General features: G+C 42.1%; 24 protein-coding genes and 1 pseudogene. 3 read left to right on the top strand and 22 right to left on the bottom strand.

Annotated features, from left to right (window positions below; all coding sequences use genetic code 11):
- Positions 1 to 129: 129 nt before the first annotated feature.
- Positions 130 to 1,638 (bottom strand): recombinase family protein, encoded by a 1,509-nt coding sequence (locus BRLA_RS06500; RefSeq protein ID WP_003338298.1) that lies wholly within the window; start codon positions 1,636 to 1,638, stop codon positions 130 to 132.
- A 929-nt stretch (positions 1,639 to 2,567) separates the two neighbouring features.
- Between BRLA_RS06500 and BRLA_RS06495 the strand changes: the two genes are divergently transcribed.
- Positions 2,568 to 2,909 carry a zinc ribbon domain-containing protein YjdM gene (locus BRLA_RS06495; protein WP_003338300.1) on the top strand — a complete coding sequence of 114 codons (342 nt, stop codon included), beginning with the start codon at positions 2,568 to 2,570 and terminating at the stop codon, positions 2,907 to 2,909.
- A gap of 229 nt (positions 2,910 to 3,138) precedes the next feature.
- On the opposite strand, the pseudogene BRLA_RS06490 reads toward BRLA_RS06495, so the two are convergent.
- The 3 genes and pseudogenes from BRLA_RS06490 to BRLA_RS06480 all read right to left on the bottom strand — a co-directional run.
- Positions 3,139 to 3,492 (bottom strand): annotated as a pseudogene (locus BRLA_RS06490) (sigma-70 family RNA polymerase sigma factor); the annotation flags it as partial.
- A gap of 209 nt (positions 3,493 to 3,701) precedes the next feature.
- Positions 3,702 to 5,054: a sodium-dependent transporter gene (locus tag BRLA_RS06485; RefSeq protein ID WP_003338302.1), complete on the bottom strand. Its 1,353-nt coding sequence runs from the start codon at positions 5,052 to 5,054 to the stop codon at positions 3,702 to 3,704.
- 316 nt (positions 5,055 to 5,370) lie between these two features.
- The gene (locus BRLA_RS06480; RefSeq protein ID WP_003338303.1) at positions 5,371 to 7,125 is read right to left on the bottom strand and encodes a methyl-accepting chemotaxis protein; all 1,755 of its coding nucleotides are present in this window, start codon (positions 7,123 to 7,125) and stop codon (positions 5,371 to 5,373) included.
- 274 nt (positions 7,126 to 7,399) lie between these two features.
- Here BRLA_RS06480 and BRLA_RS06475 point away from each other — a divergent pair, with 274 nt between their 5' ends.
- Positions 7,400 to 7,873 carry a Mov34/MPN/PAD-1 family protein gene (locus BRLA_RS06475; RefSeq protein WP_003338305.1) on the top strand — a complete coding sequence of 158 codons (474 nt, stop codon included), beginning with the start codon at positions 7,400 to 7,402 and terminating at the stop codon, positions 7,871 to 7,873.
- Here BRLA_RS06475 and BRLA_RS06470 read toward each other — a convergent pair.
- The 18 genes from BRLA_RS06470 to cymR all read right to left on the bottom strand — a co-directional run bounded on the left by BRLA_RS06470 (position 7,836) and on the right by cymR (position 25,817).
- Positions 7,836 to 9,635: a peptidoglycan D,D-transpeptidase FtsI family protein gene (locus BRLA_RS06470; RefSeq protein WP_003338306.1), complete on the bottom strand. Its 1,800-nt coding sequence runs from the start codon at positions 9,633 to 9,635 to the stop codon at positions 7,836 to 7,838. The two genes, BRLA_RS06475 and BRLA_RS06470, sit on opposite strands and share 38 nt — an antisense overlap.
- 122 nt (positions 9,636 to 9,757) lie before the next feature.
- Positions 9,758 to 10,399, bottom strand: coding sequence for a uridine kinase (gene udk, locus BRLA_RS06465; RefSeq protein ID WP_003338307.1), 642 nt, complete (start codon positions 10,397 to 10,399; stop codon positions 9,758 to 9,760).
- Between the two features lies 1 nt (position 10,400).
- Entirely contained in the window at positions 10,401 to 11,681 is a 1,281-nt protein-coding gene (locus BRLA_RS06460; protein WP_003338308.1) for a peptidase U32 family protein, read from the bottom strand.
- A gap of 46 nt (positions 11,682 to 11,727) precedes the next feature.
- The gene (locus BRLA_RS06455) at positions 11,728 to 12,669 is read right to left on the bottom strand and encodes a peptidase U32 family protein (RefSeq protein WP_003338309.1); all 942 of its coding nucleotides are present in this window, start codon (positions 12,667 to 12,669) and stop codon (positions 11,728 to 11,730) included.
- Positions 12,666 to 13,319, bottom strand: a complete 654-nt coding sequence (locus BRLA_RS06450; RefSeq protein WP_003338310.1) for an O-methyltransferase — start codon at positions 13,317 to 13,319, stop codon at positions 12,666 to 12,668. Before BRLA_RS06450 ends, BRLA_RS06455 begins: the two co-directional genes overlap by 4 nt.
- A 121-nt stretch (positions 13,320 to 13,440) precedes the next feature.
- On the bottom strand, positions 13,441 to 14,547 hold the full coding sequence (gene mltG, locus BRLA_RS06445) for an endolytic transglycosylase MltG (protein WP_003338312.1): 1,107 nt from the start codon (positions 14,545 to 14,547) through the stop codon (positions 13,441 to 13,443).
- 86 nt (positions 14,548 to 14,633) lie between these two features.
- Positions 14,634 to 15,047, bottom strand: a complete 414-nt coding sequence (locus BRLA_RS06440; protein WP_003338313.1) for an NUDIX hydrolase — start codon at positions 15,045 to 15,047, stop codon at positions 14,634 to 14,636.
- A gap of 117 nt (positions 15,048 to 15,164) precedes the next feature.
- Entirely contained in the window at positions 15,165 to 15,461 is a 297-nt protein-coding gene (locus tag BRLA_RS06435) for a DUF1292 domain-containing protein (RefSeq protein WP_003338314.1), read from the bottom strand.
- 5 nt (positions 15,462 to 15,466) lie between these two features.
- Positions 15,467 to 15,880 carry a Holliday junction resolvase RuvX gene (ruvX, locus tag BRLA_RS06430; RefSeq protein WP_003338315.1) on the bottom strand — a complete coding sequence of 138 codons (414 nt, stop codon included), beginning with the start codon at positions 15,878 to 15,880 and terminating at the stop codon, positions 15,467 to 15,469.
- Between the two features lie 17 nt (positions 15,881 to 15,897).
- Positions 15,898 to 16,158 (bottom strand): IreB family regulatory phosphoprotein, encoded by a 261-nt coding sequence (locus BRLA_RS06425; RefSeq protein ID WP_003338316.1) that lies wholly within the window; start codon positions 16,156 to 16,158, stop codon positions 15,898 to 15,900.
- 149 nt (positions 16,159 to 16,307) lie between these two features.
- The gene (alaS, locus tag BRLA_RS06420) at positions 16,308 to 18,959 is read right to left on the bottom strand and encodes an alanine--tRNA ligase (RefSeq protein ID WP_003338318.1); all 2,652 of its coding nucleotides are present in this window, start codon (positions 18,957 to 18,959) and stop codon (positions 16,308 to 16,310) included.
- A gap of 432 nt (positions 18,960 to 19,391) precedes the next feature.
- A complete protein-coding gene (locus BRLA_RS06415; protein ID WP_003338319.1) occupies positions 19,392 to 20,480 on the bottom strand; it encodes an AI-2E family transporter in 1,089 nt (362 codons plus the stop codon).
- 201 nt (positions 20,481 to 20,681) lie between these two features.
- Positions 20,682 to 20,855: a hypothetical protein gene (locus BRLA_RS24190; protein WP_162988319.1), complete on the bottom strand. Its 174-nt coding sequence runs from the start codon at positions 20,853 to 20,855 to the stop codon at positions 20,682 to 20,684.
- A 42-nt stretch (positions 20,856 to 20,897) separates the two neighbouring features.
- Positions 20,898 to 21,095 (bottom strand): hypothetical protein, encoded by a 198-nt coding sequence (locus BRLA_RS06410; RefSeq protein ID WP_003345362.1) that lies wholly within the window; start codon positions 21,093 to 21,095, stop codon positions 20,898 to 20,900.
- A gap of 20 nt (positions 21,096 to 21,115) precedes the next feature.
- Positions 21,116 to 21,616 (bottom strand): PRC-barrel domain-containing protein, encoded by a 501-nt coding sequence (locus BRLA_RS06405; RefSeq protein ID WP_003338323.1) that lies wholly within the window; start codon positions 21,614 to 21,616, stop codon positions 21,116 to 21,118.
- Positions 21,617 to 21,701: 85 nt separating this feature from the next.
- Positions 21,702 to 23,966, bottom strand: coding sequence for an SF1B family DNA helicase RecD2 (gene recD2, locus BRLA_RS06400; RefSeq protein WP_003338324.1), 2,265 nt, complete (start codon positions 23,964 to 23,966; stop codon positions 21,702 to 21,704).
- Between the two features lie 257 nt (positions 23,967 to 24,223).
- Positions 24,224 to 25,366 carry a cysteine desulfurase family protein gene (locus tag BRLA_RS06395; protein WP_003338325.1) on the bottom strand — a complete coding sequence of 381 codons (1,143 nt, stop codon included), beginning with the start codon at positions 25,364 to 25,366 and terminating at the stop codon, positions 24,224 to 24,226.
- A gap of 31 nt (positions 25,367 to 25,397) precedes the next feature.
- Entirely contained in the window at positions 25,398 to 25,817 is a 420-nt protein-coding gene (gene cymR, locus BRLA_RS06390; protein ID WP_003338326.1) for a cysteine metabolism transcriptional regulator CymR, read from the bottom strand.
- A 112-nt stretch (positions 25,818 to 25,929) separates the two neighbouring features.
- On the opposite strand from cymR, the gene BRLA_RS24185 reads away from it, so the two are divergent.
- On the top strand, positions 25,930 to 26,103 hold the full coding sequence (locus BRLA_RS24185; RefSeq protein ID WP_003338327.1) for a hypothetical protein: 174 nt from the start codon (positions 25,930 to 25,932) through the stop codon (positions 26,101 to 26,103).
- Positions 26,104 to 26,152: the final 49 nt, after the last annotated feature.

Genomic DNA, 26,152 nt, shown 5'->3' with positions numbered 1-26,152 from the left:
TCTAAGTGTCAATTCATTTCCTTCTTTATCCATTCCAATCGGATCATGCAAAGATACATCCTTTTTGGTTTTTTTCAAACTACGTAGGTGCATCAGAATTTCCATTTTACAGTCAATAGTGATGCATGGTTAGAATGTGTAAATTTCTACACTGTCCTCAAAAACTCTTACTTCACGGACGATGTGACGAATCATTTTCTGTTTCTCTTCAAAGGTAAGCTCCTCTCGTCCTTTATTTAGGTAATATTCGACAGCCTCCAGAAGCTGGCTCTTACTATACCTGTTCCTTTCCTGATGCAAAACTGAAGCTGTAAGAGCAGTTAATTCCTTTGTTAATTCTGCTTCTCTTTCTTTAAGCTCACGAATAGATTGTTGAATCTCTTCTTGGGTTATATCAAGTCCTTGAGAAAATAACATAAGTAGCCGTTTCCTACCCGACTTCGCCTTTACGATCTCTTTTTCCAATCGAGATATCTCAGCTTCCTCCAAAGAAGAATTTTGATCAAGCTGCGCTATCTCACTTGCTGCCGCAATTTCGTTCGGTTGATTCAGCCAGGTCCTAATTGTTCTCCATACCTCATTCTCCAGCTCCTTCGCTTTTATTTTCCTACCGCAACCAAAATGTTTCGCACCAGAGAAATTTTTTACATCCGTATATTCAAGTATGGGCTTTCCCCAGTTACTTGATTTTCTACCTGTCATCGTATTCTCGCAATTTCCACAGCGTACCAGCCCACTTAAAAGATATCTGTGGTTGCTCTCCTTCGCCCATCTACGCCGTGACTCGTCCATCAACTGTTGTGCGTGTTCATACGTTTCTTTCCTGATAATGGCTGGGCACTGTACTTGTATCCACTCCTCTTTCGGACGTTGTCTCATTGGGATACGTTCCTCTGGAGCCCTATGCTTATTGCCTAGCATCCCCTCCGTGTTCCAACGATTTTGATAAAATTCACCGATGTATGCACGATTTAGAAGGATCTGTCGAACTACTTGACGATGCCAGACATTTGCTCCGCGTTTTGTCGGTATATTTTTTTTTGTAAGATAATGAGCAATTCCATTAATCCCCTTTACGAGATTGTTCGGTTTTGTAAATAAATCGAATATAAGTCTCACAATTTCCGCTTCGTTTTCATTGACAATCATTCGGTCATGCTCTTTATCGAAGTTGTATCCGTAGACTTGAAAATCTCGTAGAACTTTACCCTGCCGTGCTTTTTGTCTGCGCCCTCTGCTCATACGTTCTGTAATTTTTGCTTTCTCGAATTCGGCAATCGCACCGCGCATACTGTAAAACAGATTACCCTCTGGAGTCTTCGCATATTCGCCATTAACAAAGACCAATTCAACACCGCGCTTATCTAGCTCATCTGTAATAATAAGCTGATTCATCAGTTTACGCGAAAGTCGATCCGGGTCTAAACATATGATCTTTTTGATAAGTCCGTCCCGAGCATCCTGACGCATTTTTGTTAATGCAGGCCGATCTAGAAATTCCCCTGAAATTCCTTCATCCACATATTCTAAAACATTATCCGTTTTGGCCTTTCTTCGGCATTCGGCTATCTGGTCTTTCAGGCTGAACCCCTTCCTGGCTTGCTCCTCGGTGCTTACCCTCGCATATACCCCGACCATCTAACCTCTCCCTTCTGTACTTTTCTTCCAGATAAGCATAGCAGGATAGACGTATCTCGCTAGTAGAATCACCTTCGATCACTTTGATATGCATCTAAGCATCCCCCCCATAAAGGTTATGCGGGTTGTGCTTGTCTGCTTTCGAAAAAGCTTCTTTATTTATCAGCCAACAGTTTCGTTTTATAGTAAGTGACGTTTCTGGACCTCTCATGGCTATAAACATTTTGATGAGAGAACCTCCCAGGATAAAGTGTTTTATAGCTTGGAAAAAAATTTGGGCTAGCCATTATTTTCACATGACTGATGCTGAGTTGATCATAGAGAGCGGCAGATGATTTGACATACTGCCTCTTATCTTTTTACCTGCCCGTCCATACTTTCCAGCACCTACTGTTTTTGTAATCCTATACTTGCTCAAATAGCTATCCAAATAAACAAACGCATTTCCCTGAAGGTTCGTCCAATCATTTGTCACTGTTTCTGCTTATTATAAAGTATTAAACGATAAGGAGGTGGCGTACATGTCTTGTTGCTTCCGCAGACGCCGTCGTTGCTGTTTCAGAAGACGTCGTCGTTGCTGCTGTCGTCGTCGCTTCTTCTGTTAAATCTTCCTCCGATACCGTCCCCCTGATAAACGGGCGGTATCCTTTCTTATCTTGCCTCAGGGGTACATGTACATAGGAAAATAGTTATATCCCATTCACATGGAAAACAAGCGATATTGTATCAGGTATTACCTGCTTTTTTATGAGGATCATAAAGGGAAAGGTTGTCAATAAGAGAAGACTATGGCAGTATATAAGGATATAAGAAACTACCTATATTTTTGTGAATTTCGAGTTCGTTGCTTTTTTTCGAAGTTGTAAAACAGAAATTGAAAATTATTCTTATATATTCATTAGCATGAAACGAATGGAGGAAATGAAAGAATGGTAGATTTGCCAAATTGCCCAAAGTGTAATTCAGCATACACGTATCAGGATGGAAGTCTGTTTATTTGCCCTGAATGTGCTCACGAGTGGACTTTAGCAGCAGAAGCTGAACATAGTGAGGATAAAAGAATTATTAAGGATGCAAATGGAAATGTCTTAAACGATGGGGATACTGTAACAGTAATCAAAGACCTTAAAGTAACTGGAAGCTCTTCCGTCATTAAGATCGGTACAAAAGTAAAAAATATCCGCTTAATTGATGGAGATCATGATATTGATTGCAAAATTGATGGTTTTGGGGCTATGAAATTAAAATCTCAATTTGTTAAAAAGGCCTAATTATTGCTTCATGCCACCAAACTGCAATAGCTAACTTTATACACGAAACACCCGTGGGTGCTTTCCAAACTATACATAGTCTCTCCCACACTGGAGAGTCCACCTTTGAAGAAGAAGTAACCGTAGGAGCTGATATCTTGCTCAGCGCGGTTGCTTCTTTTTTTGACAACAATAGTAGCACAATTCACACACAAACACGTTTAGCCTGATCAAAAAGGAAACGCATGACTAATGACATTAGAATATCATTTTCAATACATCTTGCTGCATAGGTAGCAAGCTTCGTTCCTTTATTCACCTGGTAACTCTCAATGGCTTTAATCAGTCCGATGGTACCAATAGAGATTAAATCCTCGCTGTCCTCGCCGGTGTTTTCGAATTTTTTGACGATGTGCGCCACCAATCGCAAATTATGCTCAATTAATTTATTTCGAGCGATGGGGTCTCCCGTTGCCATTAATTTAAGATATTTCTCTTCTTCTACCTCGGGCAGCGGTTGCGGAAACGCATTGTTTTTTACATACGCAACAAACATAACCAATTCCTTAAACAGTAGCGAAAGCGCCACGAAGACACTTGACAAATCTGCCACCTCCCCTTCAGTCTGCTCCTCTCCCTATCCATATGTAGGCAATTGCCTATACGTGCCTGTACAGGAACAAAACGAATAAAATCTCGAAATAAAATAAATAACCTAAAATAGTATTATCTATCAATAAAATGAACATATAAGCTTGCTACTATCAAAAAAAGCCAGCTAATTAGCTGGCGAATACGAATGTAATCTAGATTTTAGGAAAACGTAACAATTCCCAACGTATTTAAGAACACAAGAATAATGAGAACAGGTAACACATATCTGACTAGTAGAAACCAAATCCCAAAGAATCTTGTTGCCAGTTTGGAACCGCGTACGAATTCGGCCTGTAGTAGCTCTCGTTTCATTTTTGTAGAAACAAACAGGGCAATAAGCAAGGCTCCTAATGGTAGCAACAGGTTACTAACTAGATAATCTGCTGCTTCGAAAATACTTTTGCCAAAAATAAGTTTATCTGACCAAATTCCAAAAGACAAACAGGATGGTATTCCTAGTACAAATACCCCCATTCCAGCTATCCAAGAATAACGTCGACGTTTGCTTGGATCTTTTCGCGTCAGGGAAGCTACCGTTATCTCTAAAAGGGAGAAAGCAGATGTAATCGTGGCAAAAAAGAAAAGGGCCAGGAAACAAGCTAAAAAGAGTCCCCCAAATGGTATCTGACTAAATACAGCGGGTAACACGTGAAAGAGTAGTCCCGGTCCTTGTGTAGGTGTAAATCCAAGTGCAAATACGGCTGGAAAAATCGCTAACCCTGCGAGCAAGGATATGAGTAAATTTAGACTTACAATGGAAACGGCTGATCGAGTTAAGCTTACTGATTTATCCAAATAGGATGTATAAGTAGCCATCGCAGATGCCCCAAGACTTAGTGCAAAAAATGATTGTCCCATCGCAGCTAAAATCGTGGAAGATTCGATTTTGCTCACATCAGGCTTTAAGAAGAAAACGATTCCTTCCCATGCGCCAGGTAACGTTAAGGCTCGTCCCATAAGCACAATAAACAAAATAAATAAAGCAGGAAACATATACTTATTGGCCTTTTCTATGCCATTTTGAACGCCGCGCGAAATGATGATAATTGTTAGCACGATAAAAATAAATTGAGCAAATAACGCTAGATAAGGCTCGGAAATGACTTGCCCAAATAATTGCTCGTAATTCATATTGGGATGGCTTAAATTCCCTGTGACTGCCATGCCCAAGTATAGTAAAATCCAGCCTCCTACTACACTATAAAAGGAGAATAGTAAAAAGCACGTGATGACTCCCATGATACCCAAGAAGTACCATTTCGTTCCGGGAGCTAATTCTCGGTAGGCAGACACCGCTTCCTTTCCTGTACTACGGCCAATAACAAATTCACATAGTAACAGTGGCAACCCAATCAGTAGAGTAAAGAATAGAAATAATAGAAAGAAGATTCCTCCCCCACTGGTTCCCGCTACATATGGAAATTTCCAAATGGCGCCTAATCCAATTGCTGATCCGGCTGCTGCCAAAATAAATCCAATTCGTGAAGTCCATTGTTCTGACTGATGACTCATACTATACTCCGCTCCTGACTTTTCTCTGCTACTTTCATTGGCCCCCTCTAAAGGCCCCTAACCTTTATATTATACCTGATTTTTGTCCAATTCCAAAGTGCTTTACGACGAAACCTTCTTTTCTAACAAAGAGAATATATGTATCCGTTCTAAAAAAGACGACAGGATGCTTGCTTCCCTGCCGTCTTTCCACATGATTTCGAACCTACATGTATCTATCTGCCTACAATGATTCGTTCCCTACAATTCTCTAGTCTGTTCCTGTGTAGGTATCTTCCTTATTTAAAAAAGTATCAGGCTGTACTTGTGAATTTTACTATTCTTTTCTCACTGTAAAATGTTCAACCGCAGTCTGTAACGCTTTTGCCGTTCGATTCACTTCACTTGCGGAAGCAGCAACTTCTTCAATGGCGACTAACTGCTGCTGAGAGGAGGAGGCTACGTTTTGTGTATATTGTGTAGCACCTTGAGCAATTTGTGATAATTGCTCTATCGTCGCCGTGACCTCCTCTGAACTAGCTGACATCTGTTCGGAGGAAGCGGACACCTCTTCAATTTGTCCGGTAATATTTTGAATGGACGAAACAATTTTCTCAAAAGCCTGTCCAGCCTGCTCGACAGCTTCTACCGTTTCTACTACCTCTTTTTCTCCTCTTGTCATGGAGTCCATTGCTTGTTGCGTGCCCTCCTGAATGCCTTGTACCAGCAATCGGATTTGATCTGATGATTCTTTCGATTGTTCAGCTAGTTTACGCACTTCATTAGCTACAACAGCAAAGCCTTTTCCTTCATCACCTGCACGTGCCGCTTCAATCGCTGCATTTAATGCAAGTAGATTGGTTTGATTAGAGATTGTAGTAATGGCTCCAGTAATATGTCCGATTTCAGTAGAAACCTCATTTAAGATATTAATAACCATTACAGCTTCATTCACAGTTTGACTTAATGCTTTCATTTGTTCAATCGTATTTTGGACCACTATATTTCCTTGCTCGGCTTCTTTTGTTGCTTCAACAGCTACTTCTGCTACTTGAGAAGCAGACTGGGCAATACGCTGAATTCCTGTAGCCATTTCTTCCATGGAACGTACACTTTCCATAGCCCCTTGCATCTGGGTTTCCGAACCGGCTGCTACCTGTTGAATATCGGCGGAAATTTGTGTCGTGGCTTGTGTTGTCTGTTCAGCGTGAACAAAGAGATTTTCTGAAGAGTCGACCATACTTGCTGTTGTTCGATCAATCCCCTTCACCACCTCTTCAATGCTACATAACATCGCATTAAAGTTCTCTGCTAGTACCCCTATCTCATCCTTAGAAGTAACTGGCACACGAACAGTAAGATCTCCTTGTGCAGTCTGTAAAGATAGGTCAGATATATCTTTGATACGCTTTAACGTATGACGAATGGCAAAGATACTGCCACCAAGTAAAAGACCACCCATGCATAAACTTATTAATACAGGTATTTGTAAGCTTTGCAAAAGATCTTTTTGCATTAAATCATAATCAAAGTGAATAGCGAGTACAGCCGAGACCTGATCAGAACGGTTCTTAATCGTGGTAAATACCGTTAAAATCTCTCTGTCTTCCATAAAAAAGGGTTTTGAAATACTTTCTCCCTTTTCCAATGCTGTTTGATAAGCGGTAAGCTGTGACGGATTAAGCTCGACCACAGTATTAGGCTTAACTCCCGCCTCGACAAGCTTATCACTTGCTAAAATAACCTTAAGCTGGTTCTTTTGATCTGTTTCAATAAGGTCTGGAGCAAATAGATAACCATCTGTTATATATTCCGCTTTTAAAGAATTATCCAACTTATTGGACAGACTTATAAACACGTTGGTGTACCCCGAATAGGTGCTTGAATCGTCAGCGAGTAGACGCTTCACGGCATCTATTTCTGAAGATAAGGTTTCAAGCTGGGTATCGACTGTTTTTGAAATTGCTGAAATTACTTGAATAAACATCTGTTTCTGACGATCGTACGATAAAACAATAGAAACCGAGGCAAATAATAAAATGATGACTGAGATGAAAGCTATCGCACGAAACGAAAGGCTTTTGTGATTCAAATGGTATCGCCCCCCACATTTTTCAGTGATTTGAACAGACCTATGCATTATCTATATCGTCAATATACATCAAAAAATTTAGGCCTAATTACATACTATTTGTAAAAAATTCGAGATTATAGCTTTTTACACAAAAGAACAGGGTATTTTGTCCTGTTATTCTTCTTTTTTTGTTTTTGGTTATTACCACTTGACCAATACACGTCCTCCCAGCCTCTCACATATACTGGCAAGATAGTTAGCAGTTCCGTCATTTTGGAAAGGAGGTCTTGGAATGACAACCTTATACCTTACAGAAACCGCATGGTCACAGATACGAAGGGCGGTTGGACATTATCCAGAATTAGAAACAGGTGGGATTCTTTTAGGCTATAAACAAGATGCCAATAGTTGGATTATTACATTTGCTAGTGAACCTGGTCCTAATGCACTACGCATGCAGCATTCCATTTTATTTGATGATAATTATCTTCACCGTATCATTAAGCGTAAAACACGACCAAATAGTAAAATACAGTACATTGGTGACTGGCACAGTCATACTATGCCGCGTCTTACGCCCAGTCGAACCGACAAAAATACGTTTGTTCAAAAAAGTAATCAAAATGAATATCGATCAAATTCACCTATCATGTTGATTGTCGGATATAACCGACAGAAACAGCTAATGGCTCGTGGATACTTCCTAGAAAAAGGGATTCGTTCTTTTTCTAAGATCGAAGTTCAAACGTCGCAAGCCGCTCAATAGCTAATTTAAATGCTTGAGTCGCTTTATTCGCCCCAGATATCTGCTGGTTTTTCGCTACCACTACAATAGCGTATCGAGGACTATTAGCAGGAGCAAATCCAGCAAACCACTGATGCACCTTAGGCTCTCCTTTATATAAGACCTGTGCGGTTCCGCTTTTACCAGCAACAGATAACGGCAGGTCTTTCAAGGAGCTGCCCGTACCTTGCCGGACAACCTCCTGTAGAAAACGCGAGAGCTTTTGAGAAGTAACCTTATCCACTCCTACTCCAGTTACATCCTTCTGTGAAAACTCATAAAAACGACTTCCATTTCGATATTCAATATCCGAGACAAGGCGAGCTTCTTTTGCTGTACCGCCTCTGGCAATCATCGCCATCATATTTGCTGCTTGCAAAGGAGATATTTGTACATCTCGCTGACCAATTGCTGTCTGAATGAGAACACCCTCATCATTTGGTGAAACCTCTTTAGCAAACACTTGTCCACTTTCTTCACCATCTAGCTGTGTAAAGTTCTCCATTTTATACAACTGGTCAATCTGCCAGCCAATCTGCTTAGTCAGTCCCATTTTTTCTGCTTGCTTCAGGATCCGTTCTCCGCCTAAACGCTTGGCGATTTCTGCAAAAGTAATATTACATGACTCTGCAAAGGCCTCCAGCATCGTTAAGTGTCCGTGACCTTCTTTTTTCCAGCAGGAGAATCCGTATTTTCCATAGCTGCCTTCACAGGTAAAGGTTTCACTAGGGGATACAACCCCATCTTCCAGTGCAGCAGCAGCTACGACTGTTTTGTAAACCGACCCTGGAGAAATCTGAATCATTGCTTGGTTTTTCCAATTTCCTTCTTCCACATTCACCTTTGTTGGATCAAACTTGGGACGAGAAGCCATTGCCAGGATATCACTATTTTTCACATCGAGCACTACGATCGCCCCAGCTTCTATTCCTGCCATATCCATTGCTTGTTCCATAAATGCTTGAATTTGGCGATCCATTGTTGTTTTAACTGTCAACGGATAAAAGGCATTATCCTCTATCGAAAATCTGGTATCCAATCCACTCAATGGATTTCCTTGACCATCTACATAATAAGAGAGGATGGAAGGCTGCATTCCTTGTAAAAATCGATCGAACGTTCTCTCTAGTCCTGAAGAACCAATTGGGGTATCTGGCATCATTTTTCCATTCTGCAAATCATCTGGATATAATTGTGCAATTCGCTCAGGATTTTGACTTACATACCCGATCACCTGTTTAGCGATACCGTTTGGAGCATAGCGTTCCGTCATTGCTACGGATAAAATGCCTGGAATTTTTAAATCATTAATTTGCTTCCTCTGTTTTTCATTTAACTCAATTATATTTCCAGCGAAGTCACGCAAAGGAGCCGGATTTTTTCCTTTCTGAATCATTTTCATGATTTCAGACTCCCTGCTTTGCACAATCTCTGCTACCTTTCTAATCTTCTCATTTACCTCCGCATTTCCACGAGCCAACGGAAAAATAATGAGCGCATTCTTTTCTACGCCTGTAAGCGGTTCTCCATGACGATCTGTGATTTCGCCTCGACCACTGTTTAATGTAATAGCTTGCTGTCTTTGCCTGACCGCCGCTTTAACCAAATCAATTTTATGAGGGGAAAACGAATTAGTTGCTGCTACCTGAATCCACCAAAGCCTAAGCAATAAGCCCCCGAACAACAAACTAATGATTAATAGGATGAGAAAGCTTCTGCGTTTATTTAGCACTTGCAGGTCCATTTTCTATCTAACCTCCTCTCTTTTTTCTCACCAGTATCTCCCTCTAGGCGCTTTTTCAAACCAAAAAGACTCACACCATATAAGATGGCATGAGTCTTTTTCCATTCATGTAATAGCTATGCTTATTCAAAAAAACATTGGTTCTTATCATGCAGGATGTTGTGAATCTTTGTGGAGAGCAGATCAAGTGCTACCTTGTTATAGCCACCCTCTGGAATAATGATATTTGCATAGCGCTTAGTAGGTTCGATAAATTGCAAATGCATAGGACGAACAACATTTAAATATTGTTGGACAACACTGTCTAAACTACGTCCGCGCTCCTCAATATCGCGCTGAATACGCCTCACGATGCGGACATCGGCATCTGTATCAACAAATACCTTAATATCCATCATATCGCGAATACGTTGGTCTTCTAAGATTAACATACCTTCAAGGATAATAACATCGGCTGGCTGGACATGGACTGTCGTTGCCGCTCTGGTATGCTCCTTAAAATCATATTGCGGTTTTTCGATTGCTCGATAGTTGAGTAGCTCATGGAGGTGTGTTAGCAACAGGTCATTATCAAAAGCAAACGGATGGTCGTAATTTGTTTTTACACGCTCATCCATTGTCATATAGCTTTGATCCTTGTAATAAGAATCCTGCTCAATCATCAAGACGCTCTCGTCTTTAAACTGGCGGTATAACTCTCTTGCAACGGTGGTTTTACCGGACCCGCTTCCCCCGGCTACCCCAATCAGTACGGGGCGACCCATTCTATAGCTCCTTCCTCATCATGTCATAAGGCTTCACCGGTTGGTTAACCTTCATTTTGACCAATGACATTGGATGACGTGCTGTATCTAATGCTTCATCGGTGACATGGTGCCAAATTTGTTCTACCTGTTGTGCAAAGAATGTATCTGGTCCAAAGAATTCTACCTTCGAGCCCACTTTAAAGTGGTTGCGCACTTGAACAGTTGCAATGCTTGTAGCCGGATCGTAATCCATAACCAATCCCGCAAAATCGTAAGGGATCGGATGATCTGGTTCACCAAAGATTTGTTCTTGTGTACTTGGGCTTCCGTAAAAGAATCCAGTAGACAGCGTACGCGGCGCAGCCTTATACACTTCGTCGATCCACTCTTGTTTGATCTTGAAGTCTTTCGGATTTTCAAAGTAAGAGTCAATTGCCATGCGATATGCACGAGAAACGGTCGCTACATAATGGATAGACTTCATTCGGCCTTCCACTTTTAAGGAATCAACACCGGCTTCAATCATATCAGCAATATATGGTAGCATGCTTAAATCCTTCGGAGACATCGTATATTGCTCGTCTCCTTCAGCAAACAATGTCTTGGCACCGTTTTTCTCTGCCTCTTCAAAGTTAAATCCGTCTTCGAATAGATCATATTTCCAACGACAGGATTGTGCGCAGCCGCCTCGGTTAGAGTCACGCATCGCCATATGATTAGACAATACGCATCGACCGGAATAAGCAATACACATCGCGCCGTGAATAAACGCTTCGATTTCTACATCAACATGAGATTTTATATCATAAATTTCTTTCATGGATACTTCACGTGCTAGCACGACACGGGAAATTCCTTCATCTTTCCAAAATTGAACAGAGCGCCAGTTCGTTGTGGAGGCCTGAGTGCTCAAATGAACTTCAATTTTAGGTGCCGCCTTCTTACATGCCTGAATCAAAGCAGGGTCAGCTACGATAACCGCATCAATCCCAATATTTTGCAGTTCCTGGTAATACTCGGCCATACCGCCTAAATCTTCGTTGTGGGCAATAATATTGGTCGCTACAAATACTTTAGCTCCGTGAGCATGGGCAAATTTAACCCCTTCACGCATTTCATCATAGGAGAAGTTATCAGCATTCGCACGCAAGCTGTATACTTGACCACCAATATAAACGGCGTCTGCTCCATAGCGAATCGCAAACTGTAATTTTTCTAGGTTACCTGCTGGAGCCAGTAGCTCAGGCTTAGCAATCACCGGTTTCAATCCGGCTTGGTTTGGAGTTATAATCGTGCTCAAGATGATTCACCTCTCAAGTTCAATTTACGCAAGTCTTCTTTCCCATTTAAGCATGGTAAGGAATCGGTGGTTTATAATAAAATCCAGTGTTTAAAGGTCGATTTTTTGGTTGCAGAGCTTCCATTTTTTGCAGAAACTCAGCCGCTTTATCACGATATTCTTCTACATCAGATACGCACAAATCTAATGCTTCACGATATAGCTTCGTCACTGCGATTACATACTCAGATGTATGCAGCAATCCTTCAATTTTCAAACTGTCCAATTCACCATTCACAAAGTCCTCAAGACCATCAACCATACAAATATCTTCTGCACTGATAATATGAGTTCCATGGGCATCTTCATACACAGGATAGCTAATATTGCGGCGTTTTTCTTCCTTCACATACATCCCGCGATCCATGCTGGTACCTTCCTGCTCCATATCGCGTCCTTGATGACCAAAATAAGCCGAAACAAGATCACGTTTGGATTGGAAAATGCAGGTTGGTCCATGTACTTGTGCTTGAATTTCACATTTTGCTTCCTGCTGATTTTCGATCGTCTCATCTATGGTTAATTCACGTGCCAATACAGCACGGCTTGCCCCTTTTTCTGCCCAATAATTAATGGTATCGTAGCTTGTGGATAGCATTTCCATGCTCCAGTGTAGCTTTAGCTTCGGAGCCACTTGTTTAGCAGCAACCAGCACAGCAGGGTCACCGAACACCACCGCATCTGCTCCTACTGTTTCCAAATGAATGAGATAATCGTCTAATCCATCTAATTCTTCATTGTGTAATAACGAATTTATATTGATGTACACCTTAGCACCCTTGCTATGTGCCAAGCGAATCGCTTCGTCTATTTCTTCAACGGTAAAGTCTCCTGCATTGCGTAGTCCGTAGCGTGCTTCTCCAATGCTTAGAGCATCCGCACCGGCCTCAATTAGCGGCAGGACATCAGCTAATTTTTTTACCGTAACCAATAGTTCAGGCTTTTTCACGCATTGCCCTCTCCTCTCGTCTGCTTTACACTAACCGCGATCCCATCCCCTATAGGTACAATTGACGTTTCTAGTTGGGGGTGTCCCATGAGATGCTTATTAAATCTATCAATCTTCTCAACCATTTTCTTTTGCCGTTTTCCCGCCGCTTGCGGATCGGTAACAAGACCACGGTATAAAACATTGTCCGTAATTACTAATCCTCCTTCTTTTAACAGAGGAAGGTATAATTGTAAAAAGGTGAGGTATTGCCCTTTAGCAGCATCAATAAACAGACAATCAAACTCATATGACCCAGACAAACCCTTTGTCGCGTCGCCCTCAATTAGTTCAATTCGATCTTCTAGGCTAGCTTCCTTAAAGGAAGCGCGCGCGCGGGTGATTCTCTCTTCATCAAGTTCCATTGTTACTATTTTTGCCGTAGGAGCAGCCTCAGCAAGCCAGATTGTTGAATAACCAATGGCTGTACCTACTTCCAAGATGCTTTTGGGTCTTTTGATTAACAGTAAGGTACGTAAAAATTGAGCCCCGGTCAATTGAATGATAGGGACATTCTCTTCATGTGCCTCCTGCTCTAGTCGCGTTAATAGCGGGGAGCGCTGTGGAATGAGATTTTGTAAATAATGATCTATAGCAGGGTTCGTAATCATGTGGAAGGTCCCCCGTTCTCTTTCAACCAGATAATATACATTTTGGTATAGAATCTGTCATAAACTAATTCACAACCGTTCTATTATAACACATTTCGCCAAAACAGCCACTATCGTTTTGTTACCAGCTTCCTTGACTTTTCGCATTTTTGGAAGCATGCTCTGCAAATGTTTTAGAGAAATAATGCTCCTGCGTCCCGTCCTTTTTTGTCACAAAGAAGAAGTATTCGTTTTTTTGCGGATTTACGACTGACTCAAGCGACGCTCTACCAGGACTCGCAATGGGCCCAGGTGGCAGGCCCTCATGAAGATACGTGTTATATGGACTTGCTATCTTTAAATCATCAAATGTAATGCGGTCACGTTGCTTGCCTAAAACAAATTGTACAGTGGCGCATGATTGTAATTTCCAGCCATCACGTATGCGATTATAAAAAATTCCTGCTACAACTGGTCTTTCATCGTCTACTACCACTTCACGCTCGACAATCGCCGCCAAATTAACTGCTTCATCCATTGTTAACTTGTGCTTCTGTATTTGTTCGTTCCATTCTGGCTTCCATTCTTTTTCGAACTGCCCCAGCATTTTGGCGATAATCTCATGCTCAGTTGCTCCCTTACGAACCTCATAGGTTTCTGGGAACAAATATCCCTCTAGCCGATATTTTCGCCCTTCTTTCTTCGGAATAGACGAGACAAATGGAAATTCTGGGAAATCACCTTCATTTATTTCCTGTATAAAAATTTCTTTCTCAATTAGTCCTTTTTTAGCAAGCGCATCTGCAATCTGGCCTACATTCCACCCCTCTGGTATGGTAAAGCGCGCCACTTCTGCTTGAGTTCCCTCGCTCAGCATTTTAATCAATTGATCGATGGTTACTTGCTGATCAAACTGATAGGTTCCTGCTTTTAGATCACCAGCTACTCCCTGATAGCGCACATAATACGAGAATAGAGTGGCATTTTTAATAATGCCATTCTGCTCTAGCAAGGCAGCTATCTGCTTAACACTAGAACCTGAAGGGATATCTATTTCGGCTGTAGCTGTGATTGGACTTGGTTGTAGCTGTTGATATACATAATAGGTTCCCACTCCGCCCACAACTAGGACAAGCAATGTAAACCAAAGCAATCCTTTTACGATAAACCCACCGCTTCGTTTTTTCTGCGATCGGGATTGATTCCTCAATAATTCCTGTCTCTCTTCACTACCTTTTGCCAAGCTCACACACTCCTCCTCACATTACATCGCCATTCATTATACAAAAAGATCAAATATCTTGCACGTTTTGATAGAGTCTTACCGTTTATCTATCAATTTTTACCCGTATTTTTTATATCTGCAAAAACTCTTCTCAGCAAATGAGCCTGATAAAGAGAATCATCATCCAACTGCTCAATCTCTGTGAAACGAAACCATTTTGCTTCCCTAATTTTTGTTCTATCTATCTGAATGGTGCCTTCGTTCACCGTCGCTGTAAAAACATTGCACACCACTGAGTCTTTCGTTTCATCAACAAATTGATAAATACCTGAAAGGCTGGTTAACTCTACTTGTAGACCCGTTTTCTCAGCTACTCTTTTCACAGCAGCATCCATAATTTTTTCCCCTGCTTGTACAATTCCTGATGGGATGTTCCATACGCTTCCAAGTTCTTCCCTATCTTCTCGAATCAGTAAACATTGATCTTCGTGTGCAATTACCGTTTTTACCATTTTTGTCGCCATAAGCTCCCTCTTTCATCTTTGATTAAAAAAAGCATGAGCTACTGAAGAAAAGTCATCATCCCTGTGACGTCCTTTTCTCCAGTGGACCCATGCTAGTTTTTACTACGCGATCAAATCCTAGTTCTCTTCGCTTTCCAATTCGTCGATCAATGTTTCAAAGGTAGCTTCTACAGCATCCCATTCAGCATCATCTTCAATCGGCTCAAGAATGTCGCTTCCATCATAGCGCAAGAAATGAACTTCATATTCCTCGTCATCTTCCTGATCAACCGGAACTAAAACTAAATAATTACGGTCTTCCACTTCTAGGATGTACATAATGCGGAAATCACGGGTAGCTGAATCGTCTTCTCCTTCCTCCACCAATGCGATCACGTCGCCTACTTCATAGTCATTTTGCATGTCTTCACTCATTGTTTTCACCTCGAATTAGCATCCAAATACCCCTGAAGGATGAGTACGGCTGCCATTTTATCAATCACTTTCTTGCGCTTTTGACGACTCACATCAGCCGATATTAACATTTTCTCCGCTGCCATCGTCGTCAATCGCTCATCCCAGAGATGAACGGGCAACCCTGTCCGCTCCTTCAGTTGCTCAGCAAAAGCTTGACAGTATTCACCCTTAGGGCCAATCGTGCCATTCATATTCTTCGGCAGACCGACCACAAATGCTTGTACTTGGTACGTCGCAATCCATTCTTCGATACGCCCAAAATCATTTTCTTTGGACGAGCGTCTAATCGTTTCGATTCCTTGAGCGGTCCAACCTAGCTCATCGCTTATTGCGACGCCTATGGTCTTTTCACCCACATCCAATCCAAGTATTCGCATAATTATCTCCTATGATGTTATGAACCTTTTGGTGACAAGTAAGCTTTCACCATTTCTTCAATTAGCTTGTCGCGTTCAATTTTACCAATCAAACTGCGAGCATTGTTATGGCGAGGAATAAATGCAGGATCTCCTGATAATAGGTATCCTACAATCTGTGTAATCGGATTATAGCCTTTTTCTTGTAGAGCGCTATATACTTCTTCCAAAGTGGCACGTACTTCAGCTTCACTTGCTTCCTTTGGAGCGCTAAACTTCATGGTATTGTCCATAGACATAGCCTAACACCTCGCTTTATTTAAAAATGAGCCTATTATAAGTATATAATGAGTAACTCACTTTTCGTGTTTCTCGGAAAGGCAAAGGATTCACCCGCAAAGCGAATGAATCCAGTTCACCTTGTTACTTTATATTGTAGACGTTTTACCTATTGGTTTGCAACCGCCTGTCCTTCGACTACACTTGCAACAATAGAAAGTGCTTCGCCTAACTTAGCAGGTTCCTTACCACCCGCTTGTGCCATATCAGGGCGACCGCCACCGCCACCGCCGCAACGTGTAGCAACTTCCTTGACGATTTTACCAGCATGGAATCCTTGACTCATCAAGTCTTTGGTCACACCAGCTACTATGTTTACCTTATCGCCTTCAACCGAACCAAGGACAATTACAGCAGAGCCTAGTTTATTTTTAAGCTCATCGACCATACCGCGAAGGTTGTCCATATCCGTTGCAGATACTTGAGTAGCCAAAAGCTTTACGCCCTTAATTTCTTGTACCTGCTCTGTGAGAGTTCCTGCTTCAATATTGCCCAATTTTGTACGTAGTGACTCAGCTTCGCGCTGTGATTCCTTCAATTGAGCTAATACGCCTTCTACGCGAGCAGGAGTTTCATGCAACTGTGGTGACTTAACCGCTTGTGCCACTTCTTTTAGTGTGGTTAGCTGTTGATTTAAATATTGATAAGCACCGCGACCTGTCACTGCTTCAATACGGCGTGTGCCAGCCCCAATGCCGCTCTCGCTTAAAATTTTAAAGAGACCGATCTCTGCTGTATTTCCTACATGGCAACCACCGCACAGCTCAATGCTGAAGCCCTCAACATTAACTACACGCACAATGTCTCCATACTTTTCGCCAAAGAGCGCCATCGCACCCAATTCTTTGGCCTCAGCAATCTTCATGTTCGAAATGCTTACAGCTAAGTTACTCCAAATTTGCTCATTCACGATTTGTTCGATACGCTCCAGCTCTTCCGCTGTAATGGAGCTGATATGTGTAAAGTCAAAGCGAAGTCGCTCAGGAGATACCAAAGAACCTGCTTGATTGACATGTGTTCCTAGAACATCTTTTAGAGCTTGGTGCAACAAATGCGTTGCTGTATGGTTTTTAATCGTAGCGTTGCGTCCTTGTTGGTCTACCTCAGCCGCAACCTGATCTCCTACATGTAATGTACCAGCTTCAATTAGTACCTGATGAACGTTTTGACCATGAGGCCCTTTTTGTACGTCAATCACGCGTGCTTTAACCGTATCTGCTGTCAAAGTTCCCTCATCATTAATCTGCCCGCCGCTCTCTGCGTAGAAAGGTGTACGATCGAGTACCACTTGGCAGGTAACACCCTCTTGTGCTTCTTTTACAAGCTGATTGTCAATAATAATTGCCTCAACTTTAGCGTCAGTAGACAATGTTGTATACCCGATAAATTCACTTGCTACTGTTAATTCCGACAATGCCCCGCCCTGCGTCTGCATGCTGTCTACATCCTGACGAGCTGCACGAGCGCGTTCACGTTGCTCTTCCATTGCCTGTTCGAAGCCATCGCGATCTACAGAAAGACCATGCTCCATTGCGAAATCCTCTGTCAAGTCAACCGGGAAGCCGTATGTGTCGTACAATTTAAAGGTATCCTGACCGCTTAGCTGGTTGCCACCAGAAGCCTTTGTAGCTGTTACCATACCCTCTAAAATGGACAAGCCTTCCTCCAATGTTTCATGGAAGCGTTCTTCCTCAGCACGAATTACACGTTCGATAAAGTCACGTTTTTGAACCACTTCTGGGTAAAATTCTCCCATCATATCGCCAACTGTTTTGGTCAATGTGTACAAGAATGGCTTCTGAATTCCAAGCATTTTACCCATGCGAACAGCACGGCGAAGCAAGCGACGAAGCACGTAACCGCGGCCTTCATTCGAAGGCAAAGCCCCATCTCCAATAGCAAACGTAACTGTACGCACGTGATCTGCAATTACTTTTAGTGCTACATCCAGCTCATCATTGGTTTTGTAAGATACACCTGAAATTTGGCTCGTCTGTTCAATTAACGGAAATAACAGGTCTGTTTCATAGTTGTTATCAACATTTTGGATAATAGAAACCATACGCTCCAAGCCCATACCTGTATCAATATTTTTCTTAGGCAATGGAGTATACGTACCATCAGGATTATGGTTAAATTGGGAGAATACTAGATTCCATACTTCTAAATAACGTTCATTCTCCCCACCAGGATATAATTCTGGATCGCTTGGGTCATTCCCAAATGCTTCACCGCGATCATAGAAAATCTCCGTGTTCGGACCGCTCGGACCTTCTCCGATATCCCAGAAGTTACCCTCTAGACGAATAATTCTCTCTTCTGGTATGCCAATTTCCTTATTCCAAATTTCAAATGCTTCATCATCTTCAGGATGTATGGTAACCGACAATTTTTCTGGGTCAAAACCAATCCATTCAGGACTTGTCAAGAACTCCCATGCCCAATGAATGGATTCCACTTTAAAATAGTCCCCGATAGAGAAGTTACCCAGCATCTCAAAGAAGGTATGATGACGCGCTGTACGTCCTACGTTTTCAATGTCATTTGTACGAATGGATTTTTGGGCATTCGTAATGCGTGGATTCTCAGGGATAATTCGTCCATCAAAATATTTCTTTAACGTAGCTACCCCACTATTAATCCACAACAAAGATGGGTCATCCACCGGTACTAAAGATGCGCTTGGTTCAATTCGATGTCCTTTGCTCACAAAGAAATCTAAATACATTTGACGAACCTGATTACCTGTCAACTTCTTCATGCTGTTTTCCTCCTTTATTTTTCAACACGAGGGAATGACCAACTTCTTTTTCATTCGGTCCACCATCGTCTTTGTATACATTTGCTTACCTTTAGAAGACAAATAAAAAAAGCCCTCATCCCCTCAGGGACGAGAGCTATTGTCTCGCGGTACCACCCTGCTTACAGAACTCTCATTCTCCAACACTGAAACAGCGCTTTTCTTATGAGAGAATCTGTCGCTTTCATGACCATAACGGGGTCCTGCCGCCGGTTTTTTCCGGTCTTCGGAGTAGCCTTCGGTTGTCCTTCTTTTGGATGCTCTTTCAGCCAGGGAGCGTCCTCTCTTGGAAAAGGGTGCAACCTACTCGTTCCATCAACGATCTAGTCGCTATATAATTGGTTTTAGTGAATAACGTTTCAACGTCATTATAGTGTTTTTTTCTAAGTCATGTCAACTTTGAGTTCGAATCAAAATAACGCGTTGAATGATCACTTTTAGTACAGCGAGTACGGGTACAGCCAAGATCATCCCGACCACTCCTGCGATCGCTTCCCCTGCAAGCAAAGCAAAAATAATCGTAAGCGGATGAAGATGAAGTGTTTTTCCCACAATATTGGGCGAAATGATATTCCCCTCAATGATTTGTATGACTAAGTTTATGCCTATAACAAATAAGGCTTGTTTAGTAGAAATCGTAAGGGCAATCAGCAACGCAGGCACAGCACCAATCAAGGGCCCAATAAAGGGAATAATGTTGGTTAAAGCCACAAAGCAAGCTAAGACAAATGGATAGGGCATCTTAATTGCCCAGTATCCAATAAAAACCAGCACTCCTACTATGAGAGACACAACCATTTGTCCATGAATATATTTTCCCAGTGAATCGTTAATATCTCGTAAGGCTACTTGGGTTTGTTGACGGAACCTCCGCGGGACCCATAAGATCAGACTCCGATGAATTTCTTTCATATCTTTTAATAGATAAAATGCAATAAAGGGAACAACTGCATACCCCAGCACCTTTCCCAGCGTTTTTTTAGCGCCATCCACAAACGAAGAGATATCCCGCGACATTTTTTCCTGCGATTGAATGATAGCCCGATCGACACCATGCTGGATACTATCCGGCAAGAAATATTTATGTGCCTCCCACTCCTGTATCCATGTCTCATACCAGCTCGTTAAACGGGGCAGATCGTCTGATAGTTCTATCATTTGTTTCGTAAAAACCGGAATTGCATTCATCACAGTAATGACTACTAGCAGTACGAACCCCAAATAAATCAAAAGAAGAGCCGCTAAGCGCGGTACCTTCCTTTTTTCTAAACTCGCAACGACAGGATGCAGCAAATAAGCTATAATAAGCCCCACAAAAAATGGAAGAGTTACCTCTTCAATCAAAAAATACAGAGGCTTCAATGCAGGGCGCAGCAACACAAAAAGATTAGCTATAATGAGCAATAAGATAATTGACACAGCGATATGATAAAAACGATAGCGTTTTTGTTGCGGTGTTGGTTGTTTTGTCAGTTGTTCCATGGCATATCCCCCATATCCTCGCTAAAAACTCCTTTTGGTAGGATGTGCGAAATAGAGAGGAAAAATGCGGGAGTGCTGTTATTTGAATCCAAAAATAAAGCAACCTGCTCCATCTAAGGAAACAGGTTGCTTTTCATCCCTTTTTTCTATGGGTAAAAATCTACTGCCACACATTGCATGCATTCCAGTTTGAATAGAGGATTAACGTGCAAACGAACGCTTCACAAAACGACCTAGTCTCTGAATATCTCGCTGGGAAAACTTCATTTTTCCCCATCCGCTAAAGAATTTTTGACTCCGCTTAGACCTCATCAAATATCCAATAGCAGCTACGATCCCACTCATGATCAAAGTTCGAAAAATTCCGCGTCTCATTTAGCAGCCTCCTTCAGATTCTCATGGGGTAAGATTGAGGTGTTACGCTTGCGCTCTTAGCTCTTGGTCATCTAAGAACAAGTCATTTAACGATTCTAATGAACCGTCTTCTTCTACCTGATAAATAGAAGAAATCTGGTCTCCAGACATACTCATCTCAACATAACAATTCCAGCAGTAGTACTGATTCGTTCCAATTTTACCAATATCTTTTGATGAACAATTGGGGCACGTCATCATGCAAATTAACCTCCTAAACGCTAATGCGCCTTAAATCCGGTGTGCATAGGGATAATAAGGTGTTCGTTTCCGATTGATACAGGCGATGCCGCATTAATTCGCTTGCGTCCTTCGGTAATATCGGCAATCCAACCGTCCGATAACTCGTACCCTACCATCCTTTCCCAGTCAACAGAAAAATAAACATCTTCCACTTTTCCTAGCCAAGCACCGGTCTCTGTTACAGCTTGTTTTCCTTTTAGTGCATGCTCACCTGTAAATAGGCAGAACATTTGATTCGTATCTAGATGGCGCATTGAGGTCACAACGTTCTTGTCCTCTACAGTGATGAAATCGTCCCCGATTGTACCGATATGGTTGGAATGAATATAGCGTCCCTGCTGGAACCAGCCTGCTTCTTGTAAAACCAGACCAATGACTTGCAAGTGAAGATCACAGAGGATATCTCGGACAATCCCAATTTCTTCGCCGGTGTTCATGGCCAAAACTGGCAAGCCTACTACGTCCAATGCTCTCTTCATGGGCATCTCCTCCCGTTATGTTAGTATTGCGGTTGAGATGCCCTTATATCCTGCCAAAACTGTTCCACCTAAACCAAACCTTCCTTTATCCGTACAAACGTAGCCGATCTTGCAAGTAGCTATAACGAATTCCTTCCTCATCATTTTGCACCGCAATGCGAAAAGCATCTGGATCGCCACACATTAGCAAAAATGACTTGCTACGTGTTACACCCGTGTAAATTAATTTTCTGCGTAACATACGATAATAGTTACGCACTAAAGGTAAAATAACAATTGGAAATTCACTGCCTTGTGATTTGTGCACCGAGCAACAGTAAGCCAGAGTAAGCTGGTGATACTGTGATCGACGATATACAACCTCTCGTCCTTCAAAGGACACCACTAGCTGCTCTTCATTTTCCTCATTTTCTGTAGGACGAAATATAGCAACAACTTCACCCATGTCTCCGTTGAATACCTGCTCGTCCGCATTATTTACCAATTGAAGTACCTTGTCTTTTACCCGAAAAACCGTTTCACCAAAGGTTACCTCCCGCTTCTGATCCGAAGGCGGGTTGAATAGAAGCTGTAGCTCTTCATTGATGTGATTTACACCAGCTACCCCTTTGTAGACGGGGGCAAGAACCTGTATATCTTTTGCTGTATATCCTTTATTTACGGAACTGGAGCAGATTTGTTTCACAACTTCAACAACATTTTGTGGCGAAGTTGTGAAAAATCTCCGATCCTGGGTTGGAGCAAGTAAATCTTGTGGTACTTTTCCCGCCCGAATGTCATGAGCTAATCGAATAATGGAGGATTCCTCTGCCTGCCGATAAATCTCCGTCAATTGGACAACCGGAATCACATTGGACTCCAGCATATCAAACAAAACATTTCCTGGACCCACAGAAGGCAATTGATCAGGGTCTCCTACCATCACAACATTTATATCCTTCGGGAGACAGCGGAATAACTGATTGGCTAGCCAAACGTCTACCATCGACATTTCATCAATAATAATCATTTTGCCGCGAACCGGGTTATCTTGATCGTGCTCAAAGCTCTCACCTTTCCATCCAAGAAGACGATGAATCGTCATCGCTGGCAATCCTGTTGTCTCAGACATACGCTTTGCTGCCCTACCAGTAGGAGCTACCAGTAAAATAGGAAAAGGATTATCTTGTGTGTCATATTTCTTCATGTCTAAACTAATTCCCTGCAAATTTGCAAAAACATGGCAAATTCCCCTAATGACTGTTGTTTTACCCGTACCAGGTCCTCCAGTCAGTAGCATTAGTCCCGAATCCATTGCTTTTTCTACTGCTTCTCTCTGTTTAGATGCATAGCTAATCCCCAATTCTTCCTCTACTTTTCCGATCGCTTGGTAAAACTCAGAGGCCGGATAGCTATCAGGATTTTCTCTTGAGGCAAAATAATGAAGTCGTTTGGCCAGACCAATCTCTGCAAAAAACAAGGACGGAAGATAAACACGCTCTTCCTCCCAGTGTACTTTGTTATCCATTACTAATTGTTCAATCGCGCCCTTTACATCCTCTGCCTCGAAAACGTGTCCGCCGCATTCCGTTAATAGCGAAATCGCCCGCGCGATTAATTCTTCATGGGGGAAATATACATGCCCCTCACTATAACCGGCTTCTTGTAAAACATACAGGCATGCTGCCATCACTCGTTCCTGGGACGAGGCCGCAATTCCTGTGGATAGGGCAATCTCGTCTGCACGTTTAAACCCGATGCCTTGCACATCCTCAATCAGCTTATATGGAGTTTCTGTCAATACAGTCATGGTATTATGTTTATAGGCTTGATAAATACGTAAAGCTAAATGAACGCCAATTCCAAATTCGTATAAGAAAACCATGGTACGTTCTAAAGATTGATGCTCTAGGACGGATTCATAGATTTGCTTAGCGCGTTTAGGAGAGATTCCTGGAATAGCGGCTAAATCGTCAGGATTTTCAGCAATGATGGTAAGTGCATCGACTCCTAAATGTTCCACGATCCGCTTTGCTAGCTTTTTACCAATCCCACTAAAAAGTCCACTTGCTAAATACTTTTCAACACCCGATTTGGTTTTTGGTGTTTCACGCTCGTAGCGTTCAGCCACATACTGCTTTCCGTATTTAGGATGATCTTTCCACTCACCATAAAAGGTATACGTCTCATCCTCGTGAGGACGCGGAAAATGCCCTACAACAATGACTTCTTTATCTTTAATCGGTTCCGTTGTCTCTTCCACTTTAAAACGAATGATGGCATACCAGTTCTCTTCGTTATAAAAAATTTCGTGTTTTACTTGTCCTCGGATATAGGTCTCACGAAACAACGGGAGCGCCTGTTGTTGCACGGTAGTACGCCTCCTTTTTTCTATAAAGCCTTGCTTTGGAAGACTTCTGGAGCCCAGCAAAGCCTTGAGCTGAACTGCTTTATTAAGCTTTTTATTAGTAAAGATCCATCGTAAAAAAAATTCCACTATCCGATGTGATAGTGGATGTGTGCTACTTTATTGTACTTTGCTGAAAAGGGTTTTGACAACTTGATTCGAACAAGCGTTCCAAACCTTTCACAACTAATTAAGCTGATAACAAACCGTATATTTATTCTTTATTTTACTAAGCGCTTTACGATCTGTACAATTTTTTGAGCTGCTGTTATTACTTCTTCTGTTGTGTTGGTCATGCCAAAACTAAAGCGAATTGCTGTATTTGAGCGCTCCTTGGGCAAATTCATAGCTGTAAGCACATGAGATATCTCCAACGAGCCTGATGTACACGCAGAACCACTGGCTGCTGCAATACCAACCAAATCTAGATTAAACAGCATTGTCTCCGTATTTACCCCTAAAAAACTAACATTTAAAATGTGGGGCAAAAATTGTTCCTCATGACCATTTACCTCAAAAGCAATACCTGCTTCCCTAAAAACCTGTAGCATAGCTTCACGCATATCTAAATATTTTTGTCGACGCTCTTCCCGATCGGAACGCATTAGCTCGATTGCTTGAGCAAACCCTACAATACCAGCGAGATTTTCAGTCCCCGCCCGTCGCTTACGTTCCTGTGCTCCCCCGTGTAAATACGGAGTAATTGTCGTTTTACGTCCCATGCACAACGCACCAACACCTTTTGGTCCATTGATTTTATGGGCAGATAACGAAATTAAATCGACAGGTAGCTCATTTGCTTTAATGCGCAATAAACCAAAGGCTTGTACACAATCTGAATGAAATAGAATACCTTGCTCCTGTAAAAAGCTCCCGATTTCTTGAATGGGTTGAATTGTCCCAACCTCATTGTTTCCATACATAATAGAAGCCAAAATGGTATCGGGACGAATCGCTGTTTTAACATCGTCTAGGCTAACCATTCCCGTTTTATCCACTGGTAAATACGTTACTTCAAATCCCATTCGCTCTAAATGCTCACAAGCATGCAATACCGCGTGATGCTCGATCTGAGTTGTAATAATATGCTTACCTTTTTGTTCATTAGCAAGCGCTCCACCGATCAATGCCATATTATCAGCTTCTGTTCCGCCACTAGTAAAAATGATTTGACTGGGATCAGCCCCGAGAAAGTCTGCGATTGTTTCCCGTGCTTTTTCCAATGCCTTACGTGCTTCACGGCCAAACCCATGAATACTGGATGGATTTCCATATACCTCAGAGAAATATGGCTGCATGGCCGTTATCACTTGCGGATGAACAGGAGTCGTTGCTGCATTATCCAAATAAATGTGTGAGTTCATGTTCTAATCCCCTACTTTGTAATCTAACAACCTAAATGTAGAACATATAATTATCAGTGCGTCCATCATCTTGATAATTGATGAGGTCCCGCAATGTAGTGGAGTCAATTACAGACGTTATACTATCTCGAATGCGCAACCATAGATAACGTTTTGCCGGGTCCTCTTCCTCCGCAAACTCCACAGGACTAATTGGACCTTCTAGCACTCGTAAAATATCTCCCGATGTAATATCATCAGGCGATTTGGAGAGCACGTAGCCACCATAAGCCCCTCGGATGCTTTTTACTAACCCTGCATTTCGCAGGGGAGCGATTAATTGCTCTAAATAATGCTCAGATAATTCATGCCTCTGAGCAATGCTTTTCAATGAAATAGGGCCGTCCCCATGGCGGGTGGCTAGCTCCATCATAATCGTTAAGCCGTAGCGTCCCTTAGTCGAAATTTTCAACGTTAACAACTCTCCTCTATGTTTCACTGTACGTCTCTGACAAACTTCCCTGAATTTGTAGCACATGAGTTGCTTGCTTTCGGTCAAAATATGGTCAGGGAGGTGAGCTTATATGGCAACCAATAAGCGTTCCGAACGTGGACGAAACCATCCATCTGACGTTCTTTATGAAGTACCAGCCGGAACCATTGCTCACAAAGCAAGATTTGGTGCAAGCAAAATCAGCAAGCAACCAAATGAGAACGGAGATTTACCGAATAAACCGGGCGGAAATGTACGGACGTAAAAACAATAAGAATGAATTGGCCTTCTTTTGCCTTACTAAAGCTTTGTAC

The sequence above is a fragment of the Brevibacillus laterosporus LMG 15441 genome (genome assembly GCF_000219535.2).
Lineage (GTDB): Bacteria > Bacillota > Bacilli > Brevibacillales > Brevibacillaceae > Brevibacillus_B > Brevibacillus_B halotolerans.
This window is presented reverse-complemented; position numbering and strand designations above follow the sequence as displayed.

Bases quoted from the DNA above. Each gene is read 5' to 3' on its own strand.
- BRLA_RS06500 (WP_003338298.1), bottom strand. From the start codon at position 1,638: ATGGTCGGGGTATATGCGAGGGTAAGCACCGAGGAGCAAGCCAGGAAG.
- BRLA_RS06495 (WP_003338300.1), top strand. From the start codon at position 2,568: ATGGTAGATTTGCCAAATTGCCCAAAGTGTAATTCAGCATACACGTAT.
- BRLA_RS06485 (WP_003338302.1), bottom strand. From the start codon at position 5,054: ATGAGTCATCAGTCAGAACAATGGACTTCACGAATTGGATTTATTTTG.
- BRLA_RS06475 (WP_003338305.1), top strand. From the start codon at position 7,400: ATGACAACCTTATACCTTACAGAAACCGCATGGTCACAGATACGAAGG.
- BRLA_RS06470 (WP_003338306.1), bottom strand. From the start codon at position 9,635: ATGGACCTGCAAGTGCTAAATAAACGCAGAAGCTTTCTCATCCTATTA.
- udk (WP_003338307.1), bottom strand. From the start codon at position 10,399: ATGGGTCGCCCCGTACTGATTGGGGTAGCCGGGGGAAGCGGGTCCGGT.
- BRLA_RS06450 (WP_003338310.1), bottom strand. From the start codon at position 13,319: ATGATTACGAACCCTGCTATAGATCATTATTTACAAAATCTCATTCCA.
- BRLA_RS06440 (WP_003338313.1), bottom strand. From the start codon at position 15,047: ATGGCGACAAAAATGGTAAAAACGGTAATTGCACACGAAGATCAATGT.
- BRLA_RS06435 (WP_003338314.1), bottom strand. From the start codon at position 15,461: ATGAGTGAAGACATGCAAAATGACTATGAAGTAGGCGACGTGATCGCA.
- ruvX (WP_003338315.1), bottom strand. From the start codon at position 15,880: ATGCGAATACTTGGATTGGATGTGGGTGAAAAGACCATAGGCGTCGCA.
- BRLA_RS06425 (WP_003338316.1), bottom strand. From the start codon at position 16,158: ATGTCTATGGACAATACCATGAAGTTTAGCGCTCCAAAGGAAGCAAGT.
- alaS (WP_003338318.1), bottom strand. From the start codon at position 18,959: ATGAAGAAGTTGACAGGTAATCAGGTTCGTCAAATGTATTTAGATTTC.
- BRLA_RS06415 (WP_003338319.1), bottom strand. From the start codon at position 20,480: ATGGAACAACTGACAAAACAACCAACACCGCAACAAAAACGCTATCGT.
- BRLA_RS24190 (WP_162988319.1), bottom strand. From the start codon at position 20,855: ATGAGACGCGGAATTTTTCGAACTTTGATCATGAGTGGGATCGTAGCT.
- BRLA_RS06410 (WP_003345362.1), bottom strand. From the start codon at position 21,095: ATGATGACGTGCCCCAATTGTTCATCAAAAGATATTGGTAAAATTGGA.
- BRLA_RS06405 (WP_003338323.1), bottom strand. From the start codon at position 21,616: ATGAAGAGAGCATTGGACGTAGTAGGCTTGCCAGTTTTGGCCATGAAC.
- BRLA_RS06395 (WP_003338325.1), bottom strand. From the start codon at position 25,366: ATGAACTCACACATTTATTTGGATAATGCAGCAACGACTCCTGTTCAT.
- BRLA_RS24185 (WP_003338327.1), top strand. From the start codon at position 25,930: ATGGCAACCAATAAGCGTTCCGAACGTGGACGAAACCATCCATCTGAC.